The 25,281-nt window shown below is 45.0% G+C and carries 24 protein-coding genes; 12 read left to right on the top strand and 12 right to left on the bottom strand.

Translation table 11 applies throughout. The features are described 5' to 3' along the window. Positions 1-437: 437 nt before the first annotated feature. The gene (locus EHO57_RS15095) at positions 438-722 is read left to right on the top strand and encodes an LIC10816 family protein (RefSeq protein ID WP_135646072.1); all 285 of its coding nucleotides are present in this window, start codon (positions 438-440) and stop codon (positions 720-722) included. 94 nt (positions 723-816) lie between these two features. Further along, a complete protein-coding gene (locus EHO57_RS15090; protein WP_135645901.1) occupies positions 817-1,479 on the top strand; it encodes a DsbA family protein in 663 nt (220 codons plus the stop codon). A gap of 122 nt (positions 1,480-1,601) precedes the next feature. On the opposite strand, the gene EHO57_RS15085 is transcribed toward EHO57_RS15090, so the two are convergent. After that, the gene (locus EHO57_RS15085; RefSeq protein ID WP_135645902.1) at positions 1,602-2,621 is read right to left on the bottom strand and encodes a zinc-dependent alcohol dehydrogenase; all 1,020 of its coding nucleotides are present in this window, start codon (positions 2,619-2,621) and stop codon (positions 1,602-1,604) included. A gap of 91 nt (positions 2,622-2,712) precedes the next feature. On the opposite strand from EHO57_RS15085, the gene EHO57_RS15080 reads away from it, so the two are divergent. Then, positions 2,713-3,318 (top strand): TetR/AcrR family transcriptional regulator, encoded by a 606-nt coding sequence (locus EHO57_RS15080; RefSeq protein WP_135645903.1) that lies wholly within the window; start codon positions 2,713-2,715, stop codon positions 3,316-3,318. 100 nt (positions 3,319-3,418) lie between these two features. On the opposite strand, the gene epsC is transcribed toward EHO57_RS15080, so the two are convergent. The 4 genes from epsC to EHO57_RS15060 form a co-directional block, all read right to left on the bottom strand. After that, a complete protein-coding gene (gene epsC, locus EHO57_RS15075) occupies positions 3,419-3,961 on the bottom strand; it encodes a serine O-acetyltransferase EpsC (protein ID WP_135645904.1) in 543 nt (180 codons plus the stop codon). An 18-nt stretch (positions 3,962-3,979) separates the two neighbouring features. Then, complete coding sequence (locus EHO57_RS15070) at positions 3,980-4,384, bottom strand: phage holin family protein (protein ID WP_135645905.1); 405 nt, start codon at positions 4,382-4,384, stop codon at positions 3,980-3,982. A gap of 9 nt (positions 4,385-4,393) precedes the next feature. Next, positions 4,394-4,582, bottom strand: coding sequence for a hypothetical protein (locus tag EHO57_RS15065; protein WP_135645906.1), 189 nt, complete (start codon positions 4,580-4,582; stop codon positions 4,394-4,396). 73 nt (positions 4,583-4,655) lie between these two features. Further along, positions 4,656-5,246: a hypothetical protein gene (locus EHO57_RS15060; RefSeq protein ID WP_135645907.1), complete on the bottom strand. Its 591-nt coding sequence runs from the start codon at positions 5,244-5,246 to the stop codon at positions 4,656-4,658. A 249-nt stretch (positions 5,247-5,495) separates the two neighbouring features. Here EHO57_RS15060 and EHO57_RS15055 point away from each other — a divergent pair, with 249 nt between their 5' ends. The 4 genes from EHO57_RS15055 (at position 5,496) to EHO57_RS15040 (ending at position 9,879) form a co-directional block, all read left to right on the top strand. Then, positions 5,496-6,221, top strand: coding sequence for a hypothetical protein (locus EHO57_RS15055; protein WP_135645908.1), 726 nt, complete (start codon positions 5,496-5,498; stop codon positions 6,219-6,221). Then, positions 6,169-6,783, top strand: coding sequence for a tetratricopeptide repeat protein (locus tag EHO57_RS15050; protein WP_210410042.1), 615 nt, complete (start codon positions 6,169-6,171; stop codon positions 6,781-6,783). The genes EHO57_RS15055 and EHO57_RS15050 overlap by 53 nt, the downstream gene beginning before the upstream one ends. A 315-nt stretch (positions 6,784-7,098) precedes the next feature. Beyond that, on the top strand, positions 7,099-8,319 hold the full coding sequence (leuA2, locus tag EHO57_RS15045; RefSeq protein WP_246050746.1) for a 2-isopropylmalate synthase LeuA2: 1,221 nt from the start codon (positions 7,099-7,101) through the stop codon (positions 8,317-8,319). A 132-nt stretch (positions 8,320-8,451) separates the two neighbouring features. Then, positions 8,452-9,879: a DUF2079 domain-containing protein gene (locus EHO57_RS15040; RefSeq protein ID WP_167882288.1), complete on the top strand. Its 1,428-nt coding sequence runs from the start codon at positions 8,452-8,454 to the stop codon at positions 9,877-9,879. A 4-nt stretch (positions 9,880-9,883) separates the two neighbouring features. Here the strand turns inward: EHO57_RS15040 and EHO57_RS15035 are convergent, their stop codons facing one another. Genes EHO57_RS15035 through EHO57_RS15020 form a run of 4 tightly spaced genes read right to left on the bottom strand, consistent with a single transcriptional unit; the run spans position 9,884 to position 16,011 of the window. Further along, positions 9,884-10,501, bottom strand: coding sequence for a TetR/AcrR family transcriptional regulator (locus tag EHO57_RS15035; RefSeq protein WP_135646074.1), 618 nt, complete (start codon positions 10,499-10,501; stop codon positions 9,884-9,886). Positions 10,502-10,550: 49 nt separating this feature from the next. Then, on the bottom strand, positions 10,551-11,141 hold the full coding sequence (locus EHO57_RS15030; RefSeq protein WP_135645911.1) for a TetR/AcrR family transcriptional regulator: 591 nt from the start codon (positions 11,139-11,141) through the stop codon (positions 10,551-10,553). Between the two features lie 5 nt (positions 11,142-11,146). Beyond that, complete coding sequence (locus tag EHO57_RS15025; protein WP_135645912.1) at positions 11,147-14,446, bottom strand: efflux RND transporter permease subunit; 3,300 nt, start codon at positions 14,444-14,446, stop codon at positions 11,147-11,149. Then, positions 14,443-16,011: a TolC family protein gene (locus tag EHO57_RS15020; protein ID WP_135645913.1), complete on the bottom strand. Its 1,569-nt coding sequence runs from the start codon at positions 16,009-16,011 to the stop codon at positions 14,443-14,445. The genes EHO57_RS15025 and EHO57_RS15020 overlap by 4 nt, the downstream gene beginning before the upstream one ends. 146 nt (positions 16,012-16,157) lie before the next feature. Here EHO57_RS15020 and EHO57_RS15015 point away from each other — a divergent pair, with 146 nt between their 5' ends. The 4 genes from EHO57_RS15015 to EHO57_RS15000 all read left to right on the top strand — a co-directional run bounded on the left by EHO57_RS15015 (position 16,158) and on the right by EHO57_RS15000 (position 21,180). After that, the gene (locus EHO57_RS15015; RefSeq protein ID WP_135645914.1) at positions 16,158-16,340 is read left to right on the top strand and encodes a hypothetical protein; all 183 of its coding nucleotides are present in this window, start codon (positions 16,158-16,160) and stop codon (positions 16,338-16,340) included. A 196-nt stretch (positions 16,341-16,536) separates the two neighbouring features. Then, entirely contained in the window at positions 16,537-18,831 is a 2,295-nt protein-coding gene (locus EHO57_RS15010) for a PAS domain-containing hybrid sensor histidine kinase/response regulator (protein WP_135645915.1), read from the top strand. Positions 18,832-18,875: 44 nt separating this feature from the next. After that, the gene (locus EHO57_RS15005; protein ID WP_135645916.1) at positions 18,876-19,847 is read left to right on the top strand and encodes a YheT family hydrolase; all 972 of its coding nucleotides are present in this window, start codon (positions 18,876-18,878) and stop codon (positions 19,845-19,847) included. Between the two features lie 121 nt (positions 19,848-19,968). After that, positions 19,969-21,180, top strand: coding sequence for an acetyl-CoA C-acetyltransferase (locus EHO57_RS15000; protein ID WP_135645917.1), 1,212 nt, complete (start codon positions 19,969-19,971; stop codon positions 21,178-21,180). A 192-nt stretch (positions 21,181-21,372) separates the two neighbouring features. On the opposite strand, the gene EHO57_RS14995 is transcribed toward EHO57_RS15000, so the two are convergent. Together EHO57_RS14995 and EHO57_RS14990 are read right to left on the bottom strand one after the other, a co-directional pair. Next, complete coding sequence (locus EHO57_RS14995; RefSeq protein ID WP_281283408.1) at positions 21,373-22,497, bottom strand: acyltransferase family protein; 1,125 nt, start codon at positions 22,495-22,497, stop codon at positions 21,373-21,375. A gap of 10 nt (positions 22,498-22,507) precedes the next feature. Next, positions 22,508-23,530: a DUF2804 domain-containing protein gene (locus EHO57_RS14990; RefSeq protein ID WP_135645918.1), complete on the bottom strand. Its 1,023-nt coding sequence runs from the start codon at positions 23,528-23,530 to the stop codon at positions 22,508-22,510. 137 nt (positions 23,531-23,667) lie between these two features. Between EHO57_RS14990 and EHO57_RS14985 the strand changes: the two genes are divergently transcribed. After that, entirely contained in the window at positions 23,668-24,555 is an 888-nt protein-coding gene (locus EHO57_RS14985) for an LIC_13029 family protein (protein ID WP_135645919.1), read from the top strand. 47 nt (positions 24,556-24,602) lie between these two features. Here the strand turns inward: EHO57_RS14985 and EHO57_RS14980 are convergent, their stop codons facing one another. Continuing rightward, on the bottom strand, positions 24,603-25,196 hold the full coding sequence (locus EHO57_RS14980) for a hypothetical protein (protein ID WP_135645920.1): 594 nt from the start codon (positions 25,194-25,196) through the stop codon (positions 24,603-24,605). Positions 25,197-25,281: the final 85 nt, after the last annotated feature.

Raw genomic sequence — 25,281 nt, 5'->3', positions numbered from 1 at the left:
AGAAGAAGGAGCCGGATTTCTCCGTATCCGAGTGCATCTTTGACCGAAAGCCACCGTTCTTCGTGCCGGTTCTTATCCTTGCCCATCCGTTTTTGTTAAGATCCCAATCCAGTTCATCACAAATAACGGCCCGACTTAAAGCCAAATATCGTAAGAAAAAGGCTCTCTCAAAACAAAACTGCCGCAGGATAGAGAATCTATAAGTTACATTATATTTTCATTAAGTATTAATTTCTCTATGTTCGATACGGGAGCAACTTATCCCTTCCGTGATAAACAAAATAAATATGTACGATTAATCCTTAAGCAGTATAAAAGAAATTCTATATAAACCGCTCGTTATATTACATGCAATTTTTTTAAAATTATTTTTTGGAAAGTTTGAAAGAAGCAAGAACCATCATCTGTCTAACCTAGTACCTTAAGGAGGTATGAACATGGATACAGTGACCATCTTCGCATTAGCGCTTTTGGCTGTTCCTGTGTTTGCCCGGTTTGCCCGAGTATCAAAGGATGCGATGAACCGTTATCACCTGATCGGACTAGGAGGTCTCTTCCTAATTCTTGGTGAAGCTACGAAGATCACTGCGGTTAAGGTAACACCTATCGCTTCTGTTCTTCCGATGATCGACATCGCAACTGCGATCCTAGCTTACGCGGGGGTACTTTTCGGGGTAGTATGGCTATCGCTCTACTACGTCAAACACCCGAACGAAATCTAAAAAGGATCCTCCTAAACGAAAAGGAATGGAAGGCGGGACATTGTCCCGCCTTTTTTCGTTTGAAAAGACCGAGCCGTACTGATCTCTGTTATATGTGGATCTCGAAATCAAACGTCCAGAAGGCAAACATTCCATAGTCTATGTCGCGGATCCGATCTGCACCTGGTGTTACGGATTTGCCCCTATCTTCCAAAAGATCCGTGAAAAATACTCCGACAAGATCGATTTTACTCTCGTTTTAGGCGGACTCCGTTATGGCCAAGAAGTAGAAGCATTTACGGAAGAGGTCACTGATAAACTCAAATATCTATGGAAAGAAGTAGAGAGAATATCGAAACGCAGCTTCCATTATGAGATCCTAAAGGATAGATCCATCTTATATGATTCGGAACCTGGATCCAGAGCAGTCATTACCGCCCAAAGATTGGACCCAAAGATATCCTTTGCTTATTTAGATCGATTGTCGGAGAGCTTTCACGCACAAGGAAAGAATCCGAACGATTTTCAGAACTATTTGGATATCGCGGAGGAGTTCTCTCTTTCTCCCCAAGAATTCCAGGAAGTCTATCAGAGAGAAGAGACCCTTTTGGAAACAAGGAACGATTTCAATTACGGGTATATCTTGGGAGTTACCGGATTTCCTTGCTTGGTCTTTTCGGATGGGATCGATAGAGGGATCTTAACCAAAGGATTTCTTCCTTTTTCGGAAGTGGATGAGATCTTATCCGACTATTTCAGATCGATCGGAACGTTTTGATCTTTCTTCTTAGGATGGCAGTCTGCTTCCGGATCTTTTCTCATTCTCATTCAAACAGCATCATTTTATAGGATCCTGAAAAAGAAGCTTAGGACGAGGAGCCCGTCCTAAACCCAGAATGATTATCTAACTATGATCAATTTGGTCTCTTCTTCCAAGAATGCTTCCGCAGCATTGGACCAGGCTGCCTTGCGGGTCGTGACCTTGGAAGGATCGTATCCTGCTTCCACTTCTCTCAGTATTTCCGGGATCCATTCTCTGGACCTCACTCTTCCGATCTTGAGTGTTGCTCCATTATTATATAATTCTAAATAAGGAATGGGAACGCTATTCGTCCAGAAGATGGATGCCGAGGAGAATATTCCCTCTATTCCGACGGATCTAAGCCCGCACTCCCAACCTTCCCCGGTCCCGTTCGCTTCCGCTACGATATCGAATTTACCGAAGCTCTTCGGCATGCTCGTCACCTTCTCCACCTTGACCCCATACGATTCCGCTATATCCAAACGCTTATTGTCGGAATCCAGATACACAACCTCGGGAGAGCCCATATGCTTTGCGAGCGCAGCGGTATATAGACCGATACTGGATGCAAATCCGCCTAGGACCAGAACCGATCTGTCCTTATTCTCTTTTAAGGCAAGTCCTGCGAGCTTCCAAGCCTCTACAATATTATCGCTGATACTTGCGATTGCAGTCGGGTCGATCTTGGAGGAGAAGGGAACCAACATCTCCTTTGCATAAGGAACCAAGATAAGATCGGATAACGCTCCGCCATATTCCTTAGCGCCCTTTCCCATACCATAAGCACTCGTATGAGGAACGGAACTGCAACTCTTAGTAAGACCGGATTCGCAATGTGCACAATGACCGCAAGAGATCTGGAATGGGACCGCAACCCTCATTCCCTTCGGATAAGAAGAAGAAATATCCTCGCTTACTTCTAGGATCTCTCCCACGAATTCATGTCCTACAGGAAAAGGAGGTCGAAACAACGTCTGTCCTCTCAGGATAGGAAGATCCAGATCACACCTAGCCACAGCCATGGGACGGACCAAGGCCTGGTTTGCCCCGGTGATCTTAGGTTCGGGAACTTCCACCCAGTCCAATCGATTTCTCTTTGTGAACTGTAACTGTTGCATATCCTTCTCCGGATAGACCAGACGGTCTATTTATGTAATTCCCAAGAAGAATATAGATAGACTAACTGGTCTATCATTTTATTTTTGCCCTATGAAAAAAACGAGAACGACAGAAGCCAAACCGGAAGGTCCATATGAAAGGATCGCCGAGACGGCTGTGAGGCTCATGTATGCGCAAGGATATGCGGGGACTTCTATCAACCAGGTGATTGACGAGTCTTCTTCTCATAAGGCCAGCTTCTATCGTTACTTCCAAACCAAGGAAGATCTAGGCAAAGAATATATCAAGAGGCAGGGTCAGGACTTTAGGGAGGTCTGGGAGAGACTCATGGAAAAGTCCAAGGATCCGGAAGATTTCATCGGTCGCTGGATGGCACTTCTCAAGAAGCAAGTAAAGATGCAGAAATATTTCGGCTGCCCCTTGGCCAGATTCATGGGAAGCCTAGACCGCCCCGATCCGGAATGGGCCAAACTAAGTTCTGACGTGCTCGGGTCTTGGATCGCGTGCTTGGAGAATTATTTCGAAAGGAATAAAGAGAGATCCCTTCTTCCTTCTTCCTTTCCTTCTAGAAGAAAGGCGGAACTATTCCTAAAACTATTCCAAGGCAATTCCCAATTCTATGTGATGACCCATGATCCGTCCTATTTCCAAGAATTGGAAGATGAGATGATGAGAGAGTTAAAGTCTGCTCAATAAGGGAACTCATAGAAAGAGAGTTATGATCCGTTTCAGCAAAATTGCTATCCAAAAAATAGGGTTCCGACTTACTAAAATAGATATATTCAAAAAATAGAATTTAAATCTTGATCTTCTTTAAAGGCTTTCGGACTTTCTTTCCCTTTAGCCTTACGATCTTGCCCGGAGCACCTACTACTGTGCAATCGTCCGGAATATCATGGTCGATCACTACAGCTTCGGCCCCGATCTTTACATTATTCCCCACGGTGACCGGACCCAGGACTGTGGCCCTGGCACCGATCAGAACATTGTTCCCTATGGTAGGATGACGTTTTCCTTGGTGGTTGCCAGTCCCTCCTAAAGTCACTCCGTGAAATAGAATGCAATCATCGCCTATAACCGCAGTCCCGCCGATCACTATGCCCATTCCATGATCTATAAAAAGGCCGCTTCCTATCTTGGCCCCGGGATGGATCTCTATCCCGGTAAGAAAACGGGAGAATTGGGAAACAAATCGAGCCAGGAACTTTAAGTGGATCTTATATAAAGGATATGCAATATACTTATGTAAGAAGATGGCATGCAGTCCCGGATACAATAGGAACTCCAATCCCCTGGCTGCAGGATCGTTTTTGAGGATCGCTTGTACTTCTCTGATCATTCTAAACCAGAAATCGGATTATCTTCCGCCCCTTCTGTCGGAGCGAGAATCCCTATGATGATCTTCCTTCGTTTCCTTCTTCGCTACGTAATTCGCCAAAGAAAGAATGGCCCCTCCCCAGAAGGCAGCCCAGAAACCGGGCACGAAGATCTTTCCAGGGAACAGTGTACTGATCCATAGTAAGACGATCGCGTTTACTACGAGTCCTGCCACTCCCAAGGTAAGTAAATAGACTAGGTAGCCCACTCCCAAGGTGACGAGCACCAAAAACCAACGGAGTAGAAAGTTCAAGAACCCGAAGAATAGAACGATAACGATCGCATCCCAGAGTTTTCCGCTCACGCTAAAATCGGAATCGATAAGCGGGAATACGAAGATCACCACCAAGGATTGAAGTAAGATGGAAAATATGAATTGGAACATCCAGTTTCCTTAGATAGTAGTGTCCAAGAACTGTCCCAGATTTGGAGGGAGACCCCCAGGAGGAACTACCATGGTTTGAGGTTGTACAATCGCATTATCTGAGACGGAGGCGACTTCTCTAGGTTGGTCCCCAACCAGAGCAGGAGCGCTCGAATCGGAATACAAGATTTGCCTGGATCCGACAGCCATATAAGGCATATTCTACTTCCTAAAGGATACTTTCCTTTATTAGACGAATTCGAAAACTAAAATATGAGAGAGTTAAGTAGGATTAGCCTTCTACAATCAGGCCACAATCCATTTTTTCCACCACGAAACCCGTGATAAAAAGAGGATAGATCATATAAGTAACAAGCCCCAATGCGATCGAGAACCCGCTAGCGGGGATATCCTTTTGGCCGGTAGGAGAGAAATAGATCTTAACGGAACGGAATTGCTTACTCAGATTCGAGGCGGAGCTCTCTTTGATCCCAAGTCCACAGTTATGAGAGAGTTTATTTCCTTCGATCAGGAGATAGATCTCTTTTCTTCCGTACTTATAACTTTGTTTTCTGGTAACCGTTCCTTCTAGTTCCAGTTCTTTTGCCCTCGCCCCGTTCCCGACTAACAAGGGAAATCTTGCATATTCCCTGTCCGCTCTCCGATCCTTTCCTTCAACTCCCGTAAAGAAAGTGGCCATCACAGTCTTTGCATTGTATTCTTGATCGTCCTCGAACTGGACTAGGATTGGCATCTCGGCTCGGTTGAGTTCTAAGACCGGTAAGTCCATAGAATCCAACTTCTTTTCCGCACCGGAACAGTTCAAAAGAGAAAGGGAAACTAAGAACAATAAGAAAAGAACTCGTTGAAAAAAGGAGACCATGTAAGAAACCCGACCCTTCAAAAAATATCCCAAAACTTATCCTGTCCAGCAAAAACTTTCCTAAAAAGTGAGAGTGGAATTTTCGAGATCCCGTAATTTAGATTTACAATCGATTTCGACTCATTAAAGTTTAGCTCGTTGTATCGCGTTATATCTCATGCAAATCCTTTGAGATCCGGATCGATCCCGATCTACTTCAGCCTATTCATTCTAGTTTCTTGCTCTTCCTTTCCCAAAAGCGAAAGATCCATGCTTTCCCCGGACCATAGATACTATCTTATCTATACGAACGAAGAAGGCCATACGTACGAAGCGAACCTGAGCATGCAAACGCTCCACAAAGACGCGTTAACCGATATCGAAAAATTCGAAAAAGAAACATTAGATCCTCTCAAAGTCACTTATGAACAGAGATTAAAAGACGTATCTACTTATGCTGCGGAGTTAAAAAAGGAAAGTACTTCTCTCGTCCGGAGGTTAGGAGGAGTGCTTGCTGTCGCTCTGATCACTCCAGTTCCGGGTGCCTTTGAAACCGCTCTGACAGTCGGGCTGATCTATGTGGCGTATAAGAAGTTTACCGAAAAACCGGGAGCCGCAGAAAGAAAGAAGCATGTGGAGTTCCTGATCGGAGAATGTGAGAACGCGGAAAACAGTTTGGAAGAGTTCAAAGACAAATATCTAAATCCATTCTCCGCAAAATGGAGAAAGGAATTTGAGAAGGACTCGAATCATTATGTAAGCGCAGAAAACGAGACCGACATACGCATCTTGGATATCGTAGTAGAGAAGTATGTTATAGACAAGGCTTGGATCAAAAGAAACGGGGACTGGGAGATCAAATCTTCTCTAGAGCATTGTAAGAGAGAAACTCAGGAAGAAAAAGATAGTCGGAACCAAGAGCAAGAAAAGAAATGGAGAAAGAATGGACCCAAGACTCCAAACCGCGTTGAACCACTTAAAGCAGGGAAACTCTGAGCTAGCGAAATCGGTTCTTGAGGCTTGGACGGAACAGGAACCAGAAAACCCAAATGCATTCTTTCATTACGGAATGTGCCTCTCTCAGTTAGGAGAATTGGCCCATGCAGAAATGAGATTGCAAGAATGCATTCGCTTGGAACCGGCTCATGTGCAGGCTTGGGTAGGACTGGGAGTCTTATTTGCCAGAAAGAAGGACAAGCCCAAGGCAGAATTCCATTTATCCAAGGCCTTGGAACTGGACGATACGGACGTATTTGCAAAGAAGAACCTGGCCGCTGTCTATACAGGCGCCTCCAAATTCGATCAGGCGTTGGCATTACTCAAGGATCTTCCGGATTCGGAACTTACGGATCCTCCTACATTATATGCATTAGCAATTTGTTATGTTCGAACCGATCGGTTTGAAAAGGCCAGGGAGATCTTCCAAAAATTGGAAGCTGTGGGAGTCCCTGACCAAGTCAAAAAAGAATACGTCCAACTCAAACAGCTCTTGGAAGAGAGACAGTTCGAGAGAGGAGGCATTTGGAGCTTCTTACAAAAAGAAGAAGAGGAAGACTAGACCTTCTTCCATTTCCCATCCGGATTTTTTCTTTTCTACTTGACTTCTTCTTGTCGTTTACCGAGTCTAAAAGTATACGTATGGCGCAAACATCCTTTAAAGCCAATTTGCTAGGACTCCTCCTCCTTCTACTCAGAAGCTGAGAGGAGCTATTAGGATATTGCGTATGCAAAAACCCGCTCCTCTCGAGCGGGTTTTTTTGTATCTGGGCTCCCGTCCCGACAAAAATCCCGCTTCGGGGACGGCAAAAAAGAGAAGCCCATGGAACAAACAACGAATACAAACCTGATATCTTCTTATCCTTCCATCCAAGAGATGGTCGTGCCCGGCCAAGGCTTGCGAACTCCACCTAGGTCTCCCTTCTTCATGGATGTGACTCTGAGAGATGGGAACCAAGCACTTCGTAAGCCTTGGAACCTGCAAGAAAAGGAGATCATCTTCAAGCAGCTATTGAAACTGGGAGTACAAGGGATCGAAGTAGGTTTCGCTTCTGCGAGCCATCAGGATTTCGAGGCTTGCTCGCATCTGGCTTCTTTAGCTCCGGAGAATGTGGCGATCTCCAGTCTTTCCAGAGCAGTGGAGAAGGAAATAGATCTTTCTTGGGAGGCGATCCGAAAGGCACCTCGTCCGCGCATCCATATAGTCTATCCGATCAGCGATTTCACGATCCGAAACGTTCTAGGGCTGACCGAAAAACAAGTTAAAGAAAATATAATACGATCTGTTTCTTATGCACGCAAACTTGCGGGAAATTTCGGAGAAGTTCAATTCTCCGGAGAACATTTCGGGGATTCCTTAGAGAATATGGAATTTACCATTGAGGCATTCCAAGCCGCCTTGGATGCGGGAGCGGATGTAGTCAATCTTCCCAACACAGTCGAAAGATATCGGCCGTACTTGTTCGTAGCCATGGTGAGAAAGGTTGCGGAGTCCCTTCCCCAAGGAACCAATATCTCCGTCCATACCCATAACGATCTGGGCATGGCTACTGCTACCACTGTGGAGAGCTTCTTTGCGGGAGCAGTCCAATTGGAAACCGCGTTGAACGGCTTGGGAGAAAGAGCAGGCAACACGAATACATACGAAGTAGCGATTGCTCTTCATAATTGCGGAGTGAAAGTGGATCTGAACTTACAGGCGATCTATGAGACTTCTCGCATTGTCTCTCGCATGTCCCAGGTACCGATCCATGAAAAGGCGCCCTTGATCGGAGAAGACGTGGTGGCACACAGAAGTGGGATCCACCAAGACGGAGTTTCTAAGACAAAGGACATGAAGAAGGGAGCATACCGCGCCTTCGACGCGGATCTGATCGGTCGTCCGGAAGGAGATAGGATCGCATTCACCAGCCAATCCGGAAAATCGGCAGTCTATGAAATCCTGACCCAATCCGGCATCTCCATTTCGAAAGAAGAAGCCTCGAAGCTACAGCCTATCCTGAAAGCATTATCGGAACAATCGGGAGGAGGAGAATTGGCGATCGAAGAGATCCAAGATGAACTGGAGAAGATGAGACTATTGCCGAATCCGGAATAAGATCGATGATGATAGTTGATCTGTACCGTGCCTTGGGTCAGGTTTCTACGTAGATCGTTTATATAAGAATAGGAAGTCGTTTGCAATATAATCCTGGTTAAATTCGGGCGATATTGCATAATGATCCGAAATATGGGAATCAGAAGAGAGATCCTAATCCTATCCTTAGTAAGCATCTTCGCAACCGGAACCTTATCCGCATTACAATATCTTAATTTATCTTTCGAATGGCACGATGCCGGGACTATGATCCATATACCCGGCATTTCCCCTTCGGTCCATTTTTTACCTTCTTATGAGCATAGTACCAATTTCTTAGCGGAACATTTTTCTCCTGTATTTTTACTCTTGTTCCCCTACTTCCAGATATTTCCCTATTTAGAAGCATGGCTGATCATGCAGGTCTTTGTGATCGCATTCGGGATCTGTATTTTCTATCTTTATTGCAACGAGATCACATCCGACTCACGAGTCTCACTGCTTGCAAGTTTGGCGTTACTTCTCAACCCGTACTTGATCCATTCCCATTTATATCCTCATTTTGAGATCCTATATGTATTCTTTTTGCCTTTATTCCTACTATTAGCTGTCCGAAATGAGCTTGGATTATCCATACTAGCACTCATTGGGATCCTGATCGTAAAAGAAGACGGGTGGATCTACTCGATTTGCGCCTCAGTGATCTTACTTCGCAAAGTTCGGCTCAAAACAGTGATCATTTATATCTCTGTTTCTTTACTCTATTTCCTGTTGTTCATCAAACTCGGCTCAGCTCTTCTTTTTCCAGTCAGAGTAGATTCCTTCGCGATGCGCTGGGGCAAAAGCGAAACCGAATATCTGAAAGATTTGCTTTTTCATCCGATACTCTACTTGAAGTTGCTATGGTCGGGACAAGGGAAATATTTGTTATTGAGTGTTCTCGGAATTCCTTTGCTGGCAGGCTGGAGGTCTATTCCCGGTTGGATCATTTCCATATTGTGGATGAGTTCAATCAGTTTAGACAGGGCTTTCTTATCATTTTATTATGGCTTACCTCCATTACTTATCCTTTATGCGAGTGTGCCATTTGCTTTCGTTCATATAAAAGATCTCTCCGAAAGACTCAGTCGGTTAAAAATCCCGAATAGTACGATAAATATGACGATCGCAACCGCTTTGCTATTCGTGTCAGTAAGCCTTTGCATAAAACCGGGAACTTATATTTCGCGGGGCCCGAATATAGCCGAATTGTCTCAGGAACTAAGAACTTATCAAACGGACAAGTTAAGCACTCTCGCCAAGTTACACTCGATAAGAAAAGAATGCTTTAGCAGTATGTTCGTTTCTTTTAAGATCGCTCCCTACTTGTTTTGTGGGAATGAGATCAGGATCCCGTATAAGGATTGGGAAAAAGTCCGAAAGGGAGAATTTCAACCCGAACTAGTAGTACTGGCTACGGAAGACAAAGAGCCCTTATTACAAGGGAGTTCTAAGAAAGAAATGATTGGATTTTTCGATTCTAATGCAAAGTATGCGAGAAGAGAAAACGGGCAAGGTCTCGCAGTTTGGATAAAAAAGTAAGGACTTATACGTCCTCTCGTTTTACGATCCCGTAAAAGATGATATTGTCCAACTCTTGCACCAGATCTCGGATCGAGTATGGTGTTTGAGCCAGGAAATTCGGATCGAACATTGCTTCGGAAGAAGCGGAATGGATCAAAAGTACGATATCCGGATTCACATCGGGACGAATATCCCCGTTCTTAATTCCAGCCTCTATCATCGCTCTCATAGTGCGATTGACATTTGCTTCTTTCATCGCATGAAAATGCTTCCAAAGATCAGGGGCCTGGTCTCTGATCTCTCTCAGGAACTCATTCATTCCGTGAGGGATCTCGGACGAGAGACAGGTTCTCATGGCCTGGATCTTTTCTTTGATGCTGCGGGTAGGATCTTCGTGAATGGTGCGGATCTTGCCGTGAATTCGAAGATGCTTGTCCGTCATGACCGCTTTCAACAATTCGTATTTGTTCGCAAAATGTTTGTATAACGTCTTGCGGCTGATCCGAAGAGTTCTAGCGATCTCTTCCATACGAGTCTTCGCAAAACCGTATCGCAGAAATAGCTCAAACGATTTTTCGAAGATCCTTTGGCGGACCTCATCTTTCTCTACAGTTAACTCTTGTTCCACAGCGGTTTGCACTTTCTTGTCCCCCTCACTCATAGGAAACGATTTACCAGTCGTCAACTGTTTAATCTTTTCCTCTTCCTCTCTCTATTATGCCATATAGGATGATATTGTCCAGTTCTCGGACATCTTCCCGACGATCGGTCGGGTTTCCTTCCTGTCCAGACAACGCTTCTGAACAAGCGTTTAACACCATAACCAATAGATCAGGATGTAAATCCTCTCTAATCTCGCCTAAAGCCTTACCCTCTTCGAGCAAGGCGGCAATCTCAGTATCTATTAATTCGACCCTATTTTCTCGGATAATTCTCCATATTTCTGGGATCTGATCCCGCAATTCTTTCCTAAGAAAGATATGATCCGGCTTTGCTATATCCAACAACTCTTCCTGAACTTTCTTCATTCTTTTTGGAAAGCCGCTAGTACGATCCAATCGGATCCTCCTGATCCGCTTTGCGATCCCAGTCTGATTGTGTAAAGCTGCTGCTTTCAAAACCTCATCCTTATTCGGGAAGAATTGATACAGAGTCTTCTTCGCAATCTTACAAGCGCTGGCCAGATCCTCCATACGAGTCTTCGCATAACCTTGGTCTAGAAAGATACTCGTGGCTCCGTTTAAGATACGGAGCCTGAGTTTTTCCTTTCCCAAATCCATTTCGATTAAGCGTCCGGATTAGGTGAATTCCTGCGAACCATTTGGTTCAGCTTTTCGATATAAGAGAACGCAGCAGGAACTACCACTAAGGTAAGCACCGTCGAAGAGATCAATCCTCCGATGATCGCAACACCCATACTAGTTCTCTGCTTAGAAGCCTCGTTCAATCCGATCGCGATCGGCGCCATCCCCGCAATCAAAGCGAAGGAAGTCATAAGGATCGGACGAAGACGTTCTCTTCCCGCTTCTATGATCGCTTCCTTCATTTCCACCCCTCTTTGTATGAGCTGGTTCGTGAAGTCTACGAGAAGGATCGAGTTCTTGGTCGCAACACCGATGAGCATGATCAGACCGATCATGGAGAAGATATCCAAGGACTTTTGTGTTAAGAAGAGAGCGATGAAAGCTCCGCAAAGCGCAAGAGGTAATACCAACATGATCGCGATCGGAGTGATAAAGCTCTCATACAAGGAGGCAAGCACCATATAGATGAAGAGCACTCCTAGTCCCATTGCAATTCCTAAGGAAGTTCCCATTTCCTTAAAGTTCTCCGCCTGCCCCGTATAACCGATTCGGACTCCCGGAGGAAGAGGAAGTTCCGTTTGCGTTAGCTTGGTAACTTCTTCCATGGCTCCTCCCATTCCAGGTCCGCCAGGATTTACGTCCGCATAGATCTCTACGGATTGGTTCCTGTTCATCCGGTTGATGGTTGCGAGTCCAGTGGTTTCTTCTGCGGAAGCTACGTTCTGGATCGGGATCATCATATTATTGAAGTTTGGAACGAAGGAATTATAGAAGTTATCCTTCAGGTCCCTCTGCCCTTCTTTCAATCGAACGCGAATATCGTATTCCACTCCGTTCTCACGAAAGACTGCTGGAGTAGTTCCTTCTACCAGGGTTCTGAGCTCGTTACCGATCACGGTTCCAGGAATTCCGAGAAGGACCTCTCTTTCCCGGTTTGGTACAACTCTGAATTCGGGAGCACCCGCTCTATAGCTTGTGTCCACATCCAGAAGAGCTTTAGAATCTTTTAATTTATTGAATAGCTTGCGGGAATATTCTTCCACAACCTTGCCGTTCTGACCGCTGACCACGAGAGTGAAAGGTCTTTGTCCTCCTCCCACATTATCCACGTCTTTTACGATCGGGTTTGCAAAGGAGAAAGATTCCAATTCCTTACGAAGGGTATCCTTGAACTCCGAAGTATTCATGGTCCTTTCTTTCGCAGGGATCATCTCGACGAACATGGTGGCGGTCCTGTTCGTATTGAACATGGCGACCAACTTGATCTCTTTATGAGCGGCAAGATTACGATACACATCCTGTGCGACTTCTGCCATACGTTGCACGGAAGTTCCAGGAGGCATGTCCAGCGTTACCTGGAATTTACCTTGGTCCTGAGCAGGCAAGAATGTCTTAGGAATGAACTTAGTAAGCACCAAGCTCGCTACAAAGATCAGGATCGCTCCACTCAGGATGAAGATAGGTCTCTTCAAGGTGAATTTCAGTACGGAAGCGTATAGATTCTCCAACATAGTTTGGAACGTATTGAACTTACTTAAAACATAATCCAAACCCTTCTCTACCGGAGAAAGAACAGTGCCGAGCACCTTGAATACAAGTTTCAAGATCTGTAATGGAAGACCAAGAACTGTCGCCACGATCCCCTTCGGTTTTTCCTGAGCTCTGATCTTGGAGAACGCGATCTCTTCCAAAGGAGTGGTTTCCGGTTTCTTTTTCTTCTTACCGTTAGAAGGTATAGAAGTAAATTCTGCGCTCGAAGAAGAATGAGAAGCGCCATTTCCTGCGTGAGCCGCGGAGATCTTTCCTCCGAAATAAGCGGAAAGCATCGGAGCGATCGTTAACGCATCATAGAGAGAGATCAATAGAGCGAAGCAAACCGTTAATCCGAACTCTCTTAAGAACTGTCCTACCACACCGCTTACGAAAGCGATCGGCAAGAAAACTGCGATCACTGTCATAGTAGTCGCGATCACAGCAAGAGTTACTTCTTTGGTTCCTTCTGTAGAAGCTTCTCTAGGAGATTTACCCATCTCTCTATGTCGGAAGATATTCTCCCGAACCACGATTGCGTCGTCGATGAGAAGACCCACGGCCAAGCTCAATGCAAGAAGGGTCATCACGTTCACTGTGAATCCCGCAACTGCCATCAAGATAAACGCTCCTAAAAGGGAGTTTGGAAGAGCAAGCCCTGTGATCACAGTAGATCGAACGCTTCCTAAGAAGAGTAGAACCACTACGATCGTAAGTGCGATCCCTATGATAATGGTCTCTTTTACGTCGTAGATATTATCGTCAATCTGAATGGAGTTATCGTTCGCGATGGAAAGTATTGCATGTCCATCCCTGCGCGCGAGTTCCTTGTTGAGGTCCTCTACTCTCTTCTTCACTTCCTTAGCCACTGCTACTGTGTTGGCTCCGGATTGTTTGAATACGAGAAGGAAGACCGCCTTCTTACCGTTAAAATACGCTCGAGTGGTTTCGTCTTCCAGAGTGTCGGTTACTTGCCCGAGCTGCCCTATCTTAACAGGAACTTCGTTCCCGAAGAGAGAGATCGGAGTATCTCTGATCTCTTGTGGGGATTTAAATTCGTTGATGGTCCTGTAAACAAGCTCTGAGTCCGACTTACTCACTTTACCTGCGGGAATATTCGTACCACCGGAAGCGAGTCGGTTCGAGACCACAGAAGCCGGGATCATGTGTTGCTTTAATTTTTGTCTATCCAGCTCCACATGGATCTCTCTCTTTCTACCGCCATAAATGGTGATGTTTCCCACATCCTTAGCGGTCAAAAGATTCTGTTTGATCTCTTCGTTCGCAATATCGTAGATCTGAGCCTCGGTCAGTTCCGCATTCAATGCGAGAATAATGATCGGCTGATCGGCAGGGTCTATCCTACGAATGACAGGTTCTTTGATATCGTTCGGGAGCTTCGGTTTTACCGCGGACACCTTGTCCCGGATCTGCTGCTCCGCATATTTCACATCTGTTTCCAAAGTGAATTCGACGATCACGACGCCCGCACCTTCGTTACAGGTAGAACGGATCCGCTTTACACCGGAAATCGTAGAGAGTTCGTCTTCGACCGGTTTAGCGATGAGGGTCTCGATCTCGTTTGGAGCCGCACCAGGATAAGGAACGGTGACGGTCACGACCGGGATCGTTACGTTAGGAAATAAGTCCACTCCCAACTTGTTCAGGGATAGATATCCCGTCACAAGGATAATGAGAACGGTACAGGTGATGAAAATCGGTCGTTTGATCGACAGTTCTGCAAAATTCATTTTTTGTCTCCGTCTGTTTGGTTCAGAACCTCATCCACATCCAATCCGTGTTTACGGAATAGCGTACCTTTAGAGAGTTCATATTGAACAAGAGCTGTGTTATAATTTACTTTCGCTTGCATGAGTCCGTATCTGGCTTGCGCCACCAGATCCAACGCGTTTTTGACATTCACGGAAGTTGCCCTTCCGTATTGGTATCTCGGAAGGATCCCAGAGTAGAACTTTTCCGCTTGGGTTAAATTCTTCTTAGACTCTTCCATAACAGTGTACGTGGTCTTGATCCTTTCTAGACCTTGTTTCACATCAGTTTTAACTTGCTCCCTGGTTTGATCATAGAGCATATCTATTTTTCTGCTCTGAGTGAGAGAATTTCTATATTCCGCTCTAGCGGTATCGTTACCTAGCGGGTAGTCCATTTTGATCTCTGCGGAATTCTGTCCGTACCTGCCGGCCGTAATCCCATTGAAACTTTGAGGGAATTCCCGATCGTACTGGCGCATATTATACGTTCCACTCACATAAAGAGAAGGTAATAATCCGTTCTTTGCAATTTCCAGTGAGGATGTAGCATTTTGTTTTTGTAATGCAATGCTCCTGAAATCGTACCGATTGATGAAGGCCTCTCCGAGCTCGTCTTCTTCTCCTCTTAAAGCGGGAAGGGAATCTTCCATATGCATCGCAATACTCATCCTAGTTTCCGGATCCTTTCCAAGAGAGACTAAAAGGTCCCGACGAGCCCTATCCTTCTCCAGCTTAGCCTGTCTGAGTTGGTTCTCTGCGGAGATCATAAGAGCGCTCCATTGTCCGGACTCATAATCCTCCGCAACTCCCAATCGGACCTTGGATGAAGTGATGTCCTTTACGGTTTTTACACTTCGTACTAAAAGCTCCGCAGTTTTCTGGTTCTCGTCCGCCAAGGAAAGATTCCAAAAAGATAATAGAGACTGGACTACTGATCTGGAGAGAGTGTTCATCGCGTCCAGCCTACGGACGGAGGTCATTCTGCGGCTGATCTCATAGGATCTTTTTTGCTGGTACCCGAATACGTTCTTTAAGAGATCCTGTTTGAGAGTGAACCCTATATTCGCAAAATGTAAACTTGGCTGAGCGAATTGCTGCGCAACAGTTCCTATCTGTTCCGGTCTCTTACCCGCATCCGTTTCGAAACGGTTGTCGGAAACGGTGAGATTGGTCGTTGTTCCTGTAGTGAATGCCTTGGAAAGACCGCCCGAGATAGTATTACTAGTAATTTCCCTACCTTGCAGATTGAACTGAGGCAAAGGAAGATTACTCGTCTTCGTAGTATTGGCGCTTAGGGTCCCGATAAAATTATACTTACCGTTTTCCTTTTCCCAATCGTATTCGGAATTCTCCAGATCCAAGCGAGCCAGTTTTGCCTGCACTGAGTTCTCCAAAGAATAACGAATGAGAGAAGAAGTGGTCCAAAGATTCTCCTTTTCCAGATCCTGATTTGTTTCCGGGAAAAGGGCAAACCCCCAGAAAAAAATTCCAAAGCTAGCGATGGATCGAGCGATATGCTGATTCTTTTTTTGTTTCTGTGTCATAGTTTTTATTGGAAACATTTATAGTATATTTTGTTTCCTCTTTTATGGAAACAAATTCCCATTTTTTTGTTTCCATAGTCAACAGAAAAATTCTGAATCGAAAGATTTTTTATTGATATTGAGTCTCAAAATTATATTAATTAGGAATGAGTATTCGCAAGGTTTCTTCCCAAAAGTCCTTTTTAGAGATCTATCGTAATTATGAATCCTTCCAGCTTGGAGAGCAAGAGCAGAAGGAAACACATAGCTCCGGCCCGAACAAAGATCCTTTTCCATCTCTTCCGGATCTCCCGGCAGAAGATCCGATCGCAGCCAATCGCTCCTTCTGAAGGAAAGAATATCCGGATTCTTTCCTTTCATTCTCTTAGAGCTCTTCTTTCAATTTTCCTTGCCAATCCAAGCAAAATGCCTTCTAAAATTAGGCGGAAGAAGGGCTTTTTTGCGGGACTTAGGGCGTCCAATCCTCTGAGATCCAATCATAAGAGCCGAGCATATCAACCGGATCTAAAGAGAAAGAAGAAGATCATGCCAGAAACCCCGTCGGACCTTCTTACCTTTATTCAATTTTTTGCAAATTCCAACGTAAACGCGATCTATCTTACCCATGTAATTAGAGACAAGGACGGAAAACTCTTCGATTGGACCCTAGAGTATTGCAACGAACTCGGCTCGAAAATGATGGGCATTCCCCTCCAAGATCTATTAGGAAAAAGTTATAGACAATTAAGCCCCGGGGCAATGGAGAAAAATCCGGAACTACTTCAATTCATGGACTCCGTAAGTAAGGCGGGCTCCGAGTGGAGAGGGATCCGTTCTTCCATCATTTCCGGAAAATTCTACGATGCGACCCTTCTCTGTCCGAAAGATGATTGGATCATCTCTATTGCCAAAGACTTGCACCAGGAATTAAAGGAAAAGGATATCTTCCGAGAAGCGGCCATGCAGAGCCATGATCCTCTATATTATCTGGAGCCGGTCTTTAGCGACACGGGAGGAATAGAGGATTTTCTATATACGGATCTGAATCCTGCAGCGGAAGAAGAACTAAGGCTGAAGAGAGAAGCAGTCTTAGGGCATTCCCTTTGCAAATTATTTCCGGAGAGTATTTTCACCGGTATTTTCGAATTATACGTTAAGGCATTTAAAGAAGGCGGAACGATCGAGAAAGAATTCCTGATCGCTCATCCATCCGGACATAGAAGTTATCAGATTCGGGTAAGCAAGATCCAAACCGGTATCCTAGTGAATAACAAGAATATTACGGATATGCGAAGTGTAGAGGAACAGATCCGAGTCCAAAAAGAACAGTTGGAGTTTACCTATCTGGCATCGAATGACGGATACTGGGACTTTAATATAAAAGAAAACAAACTCTTCCTCTCCGCAAGATGGAAGACTATGCTCGGATATTCCGAAGAAGAGCTCTCCAACGACGACCCCCAGATCTGGAGAAAGTTGGTGCATCCGGACGATCTACGAATAGCTCTTTCCGCTTTCCGACGACATAAGAATGAAGAAACGGAGCGTTTCGATAAGGTACTTCGATATAAGAAGAAGGATGGGGAATATATTTTCATACGTTCCCGCGCTCTGATCATCAAGGATGAGACCGGAGAACCCATTCGGATCGTGGGAACTCATACGGATACCTCCACTGCAAAGCAAGCCGAACTCGCATTGGAAAAAGCAAAGGAAAGAGCCGAAAAAGCGGATAAGACAAAATCGGAGTTCTTAGGAATGATCTCTCATGAAATGAGAACTCCCTTAAACGGTATATCCGGGATGGCTCATCTACTCGAGGATCTAGTAAAGGATCCGGTTCAAAAAGAATATTTAAAAGATCTAATAGACTCCACCGAAATACTCTCCCGACTGATCGACGATCTATTGCAAGTCGTAACACTGGACTCCGCAAAGATAGAGATCCGAGAAGAAGTATTCGCTCTCCAAACCTTGGTCGACATGGTGAGAACCCTGATAGAGCCGAGTGCGAAATCCAAGAATATCAGTCTGCAGATCTTCGTATCCAACAAACTCCCAACCAGGATCGTAGGGGATAGAACCAGGATTGAACAGATCATACTCAATCTTCTCATAAACTCTGTGAAGTTTACGGAGAAGGGTTCTGTTTCCCTTTCCATCGATCTCGAAGGACAGAATTATATCGTATTCAAGATCCGAGATACCGGGATCGGGATCAAGGAAGAAGCGAGACAGAAGATCTTCGAGGCGTTCCATCAGGAGGATCTCGCGGACACTAGAAAATACAAAGGCGTCGGTTTAGGATTATACATTGCAAAGCGCATCGTTACTCTCATGAAGGGAGACATTCGGCTCTATTCCGAACCGGGAGAAGGCTCCGAGTTCACGGTCCTTCTTCCTCTCAAGACAGAAGAGGAATTTACACAGAAGCATCCTCCTAAGGAACAGAGCCTTGTCCCATTCTTCCAATCCGGTTCAGTTCTTGTAGTAGACGATAACGAGATCAATCTGAAGATCCTCTCCAAGCAGATCAGTAAGACCGGCTTAAAAACAGACGCCGTTCTAAGCGGGTATGAGGCAGTGAAATTACTCGAGTCTAACGAGAGAAAATATGATCTTATTTTCTTAGATCTTCAAATGCCTGGCATGGACGGGTATCATACTGCGGACGCAATACATGCTTTACATTCTTCTAATGCAAATGTCCCGATCATTGCGGTGACTGCCAGTTCCTTCTCCGAAACATATGAGAAATGCGCCCAACATGGGATCGAAGGTTTTATAGGCAAGCCGTTTCAACCCACTCAGCTGTACAAAGTCTTAACAGAGTTTCTCTAGGGAATCGCTTGCTTTAGCATACCCGAATATGGAAAAATGTCCGTATGGATCAACTCCATCCGTTTAAACCTCCGATTCATCTCCGACATCCTTTTATACAAACCGTTTTGGCTTCCCTCATGAGGCAGAACACTCCCCATCATCCTATGGACAGAAGCTCTCAAGCGACAGTAATAGACGCAGGCAAAGGAGTGAGGCTTCTAGGCCATTACTCCAAGGCATCCGCAAATAAGGCTCTTCTCATTCTGATCCACGGTTGGGAAGGAAGCATGGATTCTAATTATATCCAAAGGACTGCCAGAAGATTCTTCGATAAGGGAGTCTCCATCTTCCGTCTCAACCTAAGGGATCACGGAGAGACTCATCACCTGAATCCGGAACCGTTTAACGGAAGCTTAATACGTGAGACATACGAGGCAGTCCGCAAGATCGCTAAGGAATTCGGTCCTAAGCTTCCCGTTTATCTAGGTGGATTCTCCATAGGTGGGAATTTCACACTCAGGGTTGCGAGAGAACATTCCAGAAATAAACAAACGATCCCGAATCTAAAACATTGCATTGCAGTGAGTCCTCCTCTTCATCCTAAGAGCGCTACGGAGATGATGGATTCCAAACTGATCATAGGGAGATATTTTCGAGACAAATGGAAACTCTCTCTTACAAAGAAGAATGTACATTTCCCGGATCTTCATCCGTATCCTAGCATCATGGAAGGAAAGAATGTGATGGATATGACGGATCGGATCATAGCCTCTACCTCTCAATTCAAGACCATAGACGATTATTTTAATACCTATACTTTAGGTCCGGAAGATTTCAAGGATCTGAAAGTGGATGTCACTATTGTGACTGCTGCCGACGATCCGATCATCCGCCCTAAGGAATTCAAAGAGATCCCAAGCGTTCCCAAACTTAAAATATTGATGCAAAAGCATGGCGGTCATAATGGATTTTACGAAAATCTAAAAGGGGATTGTTGGTATTTCAAAGTGTTCGACCGAGTGATTTTCGGCTGAACTCCTAAAACAAAACGACTTGCTTTTCCGCGCTTTACGATAAACTCGAGTCGTAAGCAGATCTCGTTTTTGAACCTATGTTCAAGAATAAGCGAACGGCTTTCGTTATAGGAGAAATACTATGTCCAACGCATACGTTATCGATGCGGTTCGTACCCCTCGCGGAAAAGGGAAAAAAAGAGGAACACTGGCTTCCGTTCACCCTCAGGAACTTTCCGCAGCGACCTTAAAAGCAATCCAAGAAAGAAACGGCTTAAAACCTGAAGTTGTCGAAGAAGTTGTACTCGGTTGCGTCTCTCAAGTAGACGACCAAGCAGCCTGCATTGCGCGTTATGCGGTCATGGCAGCACAATGGCCGAACTCTGTTCCAGGCTATACCGTAAACAGATTCTGCGGTTCCGGACTACAAGCAGTAAACAATATCGCAAACCATGTTCAATCCGGAGCGATGGCAGTAGGCCTCGGCGGCGGTGTTGAATCCATGAGCCGCGTTAAAATGGGTGCCGACCTAGGAGACAGGGATTTCAATATAGGAAATCCTAATATTCAAAAACATTATAATCTCGTTCCTCAGGGAATTTCCGCAGATTTGATCGCAACCAAATACAATATCTCTAGAGAAGAAGCGGACAAATTCGCTGAATCTTCCCAATTGAAAGCCGACAAGGCGATCAAGGAAGGAGTATTCAAGAAATCTATTATTCCTATTAAACTAGAAGACGGAAGCGTCGTAGAAACGGATGAGAACCCAAGAATCGAATCCGACTACGCATTCCTTTCCGGACTGGGCGCAGTATTCAAGACTGTTGGCGAAAAAGAACTGGATGCGATCGCTCTTAGATCCTATCCGGAGGTAGGAAAGATCAATCATATCCATACTCTTGGAAACTCTTCCGGGATCGTGGATGGAGCGGCCTCCGTTCTGATCGCAAACGACGAAGGGATCAAAAAATACGGACTAAAACCAAGAGCAAAGATCCTTTCTACCGTTGCGACAGGCGAGGATCCAACCATCATGTTGACCGGGCCGGTTTCCGCTTCCAAGAAAGCTCTGCAAATGGCAGGACTAAAAGTAGAAGATATCGATCTTTGGGAAATCAACGAGGCATTCGCATCCGTTGTCCTTTACACCCAAAAGACTCTCGGGATCCCTCTCGAAAAGATCAATGTAAACGGTGGAGCGATCGCTCTCGGACATCCGCTCGGAGCGACTGGAGCAATTCTACTCGGAACTGCTTTGGACGAGCTGGAAAGAAGGAACAAACGTTACGCCCTCATCACTCTCTGCATCGGCGGGGGAATGGGGATCGCAACTGTGATCGAAAAGATCTAAATCCTAGATTTTAGGAAAGATATGACGCCGTTTTTCCGAGGAGAAACGGCGTTTTTTATTTTTAGGCCATTTCATTCCGCAGTAATCCAACTTCTTCACTGAAGGAACAAACATTACGCTCTCATTATTCTCCGCATTGGCGAGGAGAACAGGAAACTCTAAGTCCGAAAAAAGGATCGGCCCATAAGCCTTTCAGATCTTCCAATAGATCTTCTTCCTGTCTAAGAAGAATAAGATACAAAACCAGATCGAAATCACAGTGATTGTATAAGCGAAGGAGCTTAATTCCGGGCTATCGATCCAACTTTTATAATATTCTACGTAGATGTAATTCTTAAGAGAAGTCTTCTTTCCATCCGCAAAATGGACAGAAATAAGATTTAGAGATCTGGCATAGATCCCCGAACCGAAAAATACGAGTAATGCATTCTTCCCAAAAGGCTGAAACAATACCTGAAAGGAACGCAAAAGAAATGTATTCTGGTTTTCTAATAAAGAAAATAAGGATAGGAACAGGACGGCCCAACCTGCAGTCCAAAGAGTATAGCTACTTGTCCAGAGGCTCTTATTGATCGGGAACCATAAGTCCCAAAGACCGCCAAGGACGAGAAACGCAAATCCAACGAACAAAAGATGCAAAGAGATCTTGAGATAAGATCTTCCGAGCTCCAATTCCTTCTTCAGGAATTCTCCGATAAAAATACCTGCAAGTACGGAGCCGAATGCGCTGATAGAGGTCAAAAGTCCTTCGGGATCCCAGACCTTACCGAATTTCCAGAGATGCTTTTCCCCAAAGACGGTTCGATCCAGCCAGGCACCCCAGTCCTTCCCTTCTACCATGCTTGGGAGCTCCGCTCCAGGAGGAGGAATGGATCCTAGTAAGATCCAATATCCGATGAGAAGGAATGAGAATAAGAAAATCCGAAACTTCAGGTTCTTTTCGGTATAGACTAACGCACAAAAGAAATAAGTAAGTCCTATCCTCTGCAGAACTCCGGGGATCCTTAGTTCCGAAAGATCCCATTCTCCGAACAGATTCAGAAATAGGCCCAGTCCGATCAGGATCAGGGAACGCTTTAGTATTTTAGGAAATACTTGTAAACCATTCCGGATAGAGAATGGGATAGCGGCTCCTACTACGAACAGAAAGAAAGGGAATACCAGATCCGTAGGAGTGCATCCGTTCCACTTGGCATGTTTCAGAGGCCAATACATATTGGACCAAGTACCTGGATTATTCACTAGGATCATCCCGGCCACTGTCAGACCTCTCAAAAGATCTATGGATAGATTACGACGTGTTTCTTCTGATCTCAAGGTATCAAAATTACCAAAGGGACCTATGGAATTCGGTAAAGCCCCAGACGTCCTTGAACTGGACTTCTTGCCCGTTCTCCGGACGAAAGCTTCCCGAGAATTTTCCGACAAATTGACGAAAATATAATTTGGTCCATATCAAGTTCATCTTCTCCCTTCTTTCTCCCTTAGGTTCGAACTCTAAGCGCATTCTACCATCTTCGTCCCAGAGTCTCCAGGGTTTATAGGGATCTTTTTGAGAAAAATCGAATATACAACGGCTTACTCTTTGGCGATCGGAATCGATCCAATACGCATTTTCCGGAAAGAAGCTCTCGTTTACCAAGGCAGCAAAATTCGCGCCTATCTTAGTCCGATTCGGAAGTACGGAAGAAAATGCCGCCCAGTACCAATTCGTTTCTCTTCTTAAATAACCGCCGGACCAATCGTATACTAGAGTGGTTCGACTCGGATCTCTTACCAACTCTCGATTCTCGTACTTTACGGAAATACGATTCGGTAAGAGAGGAGAACATTTCTCAGTGAATGTCCAACGACTTGGCTCGGAAGGATTTAAGACCCTCAGAGGTTGATGCGTCAAAAGGGAATAGGGAAATTCTCCCGAGATCTCCAACTTCTTTCCGAAGTTTGCTTCTATGGAAAGCATTCCTTCCGAGTGGGACTTATTTATATTTAAGAAAGAACTCCCCTTCTTGAATCGGATCTGATACTCGTCGGGATTCGCGGGGAATTTCAATGCCATTCCCAAATCTGGTCCTTTAGTATCAAATTCATAGACCTTGCCTTGATCGAATTTGTATAAATAGGCGAATACGTTATACGCATAGCCTAGACTGACTGCGGCAATACCGACCAGACAATCTTCCATTAAGAGCCCTAGATAATTGAAGGAATGAAACGCGAATTTTTTACGAAGACCCTTGATCTCCTTTCCAAAGAAGTCCATCAACGCAAAGTCATGATGATTGAATTCTATCGGTCCATCCCAAACTCCGTAACGTACTTGATTCTCGGGGCCGATAATTTTTTGCATAGGTTCGATCGATTTTTGAAAGCCAAGCGGAAAAATCAATGGATTTCTTCCTCTACTTCCAAATCTGCTTTACAATTAACTTTTTCTTCACAAGATAGACCTAACAAACGTTCGGGAACATCGGCATAACCAATTCTATGGGAGAAATCCAGAGCAAGCATGCGGGATCGAGCGAGATGCTCGAGGCATCCGACTTAAAAACTCTGAAAGATAAGAAGACCTCCCGAGAGATTTCCGTTCTTCTGTATCGGGTCTTATTTCGAAGCGAAGAAGTCAGAGGCGGATCGGTAAAGGTCGTAAAAGAAACGTTTATCCGCACTCATTCCAATCACCCGGAACTCTTTCCCATCCTAGACAGAGCCAAATTCGTACGAGACATGGTCTCCGTTTTCAAGACTTCCAGCGTTCTTGCTCCGGATAAATTAGAGACATTCTTTACAACCATCCATGCGGCATTCCAAAGTGAGATCCGATATCTCTTAGGTAAGTCCACTCAATTCACTTTCGATATCATGTTCCAGGTAATTGAATCCATTTTGCAAGAGATGAGCCATCCGGAAGACCAAAGGACTGTAGATGTAAAAGACAGAGAGATCATCCTAAAGCACTTCCGGGCTTATAACGATCTATCAAAATTCTTTAATAAGATGGGGACTTCTAAGGCTGTCATCGATAAGAAGGATGAGATCATCACTGAGATCTCCATTGCTCATAAAGAGATTACAATCGTATCTATCGAGAATATGTTCCGGAATATCCTAGCTCAGATCCTTCTTTCCAGAAAATACAATTGCGGAAATCTGATCGATAAATGGTCCACGGAATACGGTTTCGGACCGGAGCAGGCCCAGTCGATGAGAGCCCATATCCAACAGGCGGCTGCACTCACCGATTTCAGGAACCAATACGCGAACGCGTTACGTGCAATTGGAACTGAAAATGAAATGGACCTGATGTTTTTGAGGACCCTTTCCAACTATTACGCGTCCTGGGTGACCCAGGTCTCGGAACAGATCCCCGCTTAATTCTAAGAGCAGTTTTACGGAGAGATCAGATCTCTCCGTAGTCTCAATCAACCCAGGTTTCTTTGGGAATAGCCTAAGCAGTACACTGCAACTGCCAATACATAATGGAATATATCCACTCTAGGGATCCCGGCAATCTGACCGACCGTTCCGATCACGAGTCCACCCAAGATGAACAATAGTGCACCAGCGATACCATAGAGAGCTGCGGTCTTATGAGAACCTTTGTACTTCTGGATACTAACCACGAGCACTGTCACAAAGGCAACAGCCCCGATCGCAGTAGAATAAGGTCCTAATGCATACAAAGAATCCAAAATAAAAAGAACTGCCAAGGCTGCACTCAGTACATACCAATTTCTGGCAGAGACCTTACTATAACCTATCGAAAAGAATGCGATCCCGATCCAAGGAATCCCCACGGTTCCCGCAAATTGAACTACGAATCGATAGATGCCTGTGATCCAATCCCCACCTAAAAAGAAGATCACTCCTAAGAAGGCTCCAGCGGCGACGGCAAATAGCCCCCAAGCTCCACCTCTCTTGGGAAGGCTTCCCTTTGCAGAAGACAAGGCCCTCAATCCGGCCCAAGTAGCTGAGACTGCCAAAACTAAATCTGAAATAGCGGTACTGATTTGCATGACGAACAAAGAATCCCATCCGATCCAAAATGCAAGAAAGAATCGGACGAGGAACTATACGAAAGGGAAAAGGTCCGCAAAAACC

It is taken from the genome of Leptospira langatensis, from assembly GCF_004770615.1.
Classification (GTDB): Bacteria; Spirochaetota; Leptospiria; order Leptospirales; family Leptospiraceae; genus Leptospira_B; species Leptospira_B langatensis.
The sequence above is the reverse complement of the archived record's forward strand: the minus strand, read 5'-3'. Positions and strand labels throughout refer to the sequence as shown.